General features: G+C 50.4%; 1 protein-coding gene. It reads right to left on the bottom strand.

The genetic code is table 11. The features are described from left to right. Window positions 1-41: 41 nt before the first annotated feature. On the bottom strand, window positions 42-1,238 hold the full coding sequence (locus L0U89_RS20190) for an IS256 family transposase (RefSeq protein ID WP_234863180.1): 1,197 nt from the start codon (window positions 1,236-1,238) through the stop codon (window positions 42-44). Window positions 1,239-1,360 lie beyond the last annotated feature (122 nt).

Raw genomic sequence — 1,360 nt, 5'->3', positions numbered from 1 at the left:
GACACTATCCCGAGAAGTGTGTAAATTGATTTTAGGATTGGTTATAGTTTTAGACGGTTTTCAAACATAATCATAAATTGGTTTAGGATCATACCCCAGTCTCGGATGGGCATGGTCCACTTTTTTGTAGCCTCAATCACGGCCAAGAAGACCGATTTTAGGACGGCTTCATCGGTAGGGTAAGAAAGCTTGTTTTTGGTGTATTTTCTGACTTTTCCATTCAGGTTTTCGATGATGTTGGTGGTGTAGATGATCCTTCTGATCTCCAGCGGGAAGTCAAGGAAGGCGGTGAGTTCCTCCCAGTTCTCTCTCCAGCTTTTGATGGCATAGCCGTATTTCTGTCCCCACTTGGCTTCCAGCTGGTCCAAGGCAATCCGTGCGGCATCCCGGTTGGGAGCGGTGTAAATTCCCTTCATATCTGCAGTGAACGGCTTTCTGTCCTTCCAGACCACAAAGCGGCAGGCGTTTCGGATCTGGTGGACGATGCATATCTGCTTGGTGGACATTGGGAAAACGCTTCGGATGGCCTCGGTGAAGCCCTTGAGGTTGTCTGTGGCCGTGACCAGAATGTCCTCCACTCCTCTGGCTTTCAGGTCGGTGAGAACGCTTAGCCAAAAAGAGGCGGATTCGTTTCTGCCGAGCCAAAGACCCAAAACCTCTTTTTTTCCATCGGTTCGGAGGCCTACGGCCAGGTAGATGGTCTTGTCGATGACCTTGGAGTTTTCCCGGACCTTGAACACGATCCCGTCCATCCAGACAATACAGTAGACCGATTCCAAAGGCCTGTTTTGCCAGATCGTCACATCCTGGGCCACCCGCTCGGTGATCCGGGAGATGGCCGAGGTGGAGATGTCAAAGTTGTAGAGGTCTTTGATCTGCTCTTCGATGTCGCTGACGCTCATCCCTTTTGCGTACAGGGAGATGATGATGGTTTCCACCCCGTCGGCGATGTTCTTCCGCTTGGGAACGAGCATCGGCTCAAAAGAACTTTTCCGGTCTCTGGGCACCTGGATTTCCGTCTCCCCATACTGGTTGCGGAGCTTTTTCCTGCCGTGCCCATTTCGGGCGTTTTCCCCGCTGGAATCCCCGTGCTTCTCATAACCCAGGTGGTTGTCCATTTCTCCTTCCAGGATGGCTTCTACGCCCCGCTTTTGGAGCTGCCCCAGAAAAGCGTAAAGCTCTTCCCCCGTTTTAAACTGCTTGAGGAATTCCTCGCTGAATGCATCTTCTTTTTTCATAGCTTTAAGTGTGTGAAGGTATCCCGAAAAAGTTATTTCCGTAATTTTTCCAGGCCTTTCAAGGGGCCGAAAAATTCCAGAATAACTTTTCCCGCCAATTACACACTTATCGGGACGCTACC

Source organism: Mariniradius sediminis, from assembly GCF_021491425.1.
GTDB classification, from domain to species: domain Bacteria; phylum Bacteroidota; class Bacteroidia; order Cytophagales; family Cyclobacteriaceae; genus Mariniradius; species Mariniradius saccharolyticus.
Note: the sequence above shows the minus strand (reverse complement) of the source record. Positions and strands in the feature narration are given on the sequence as shown.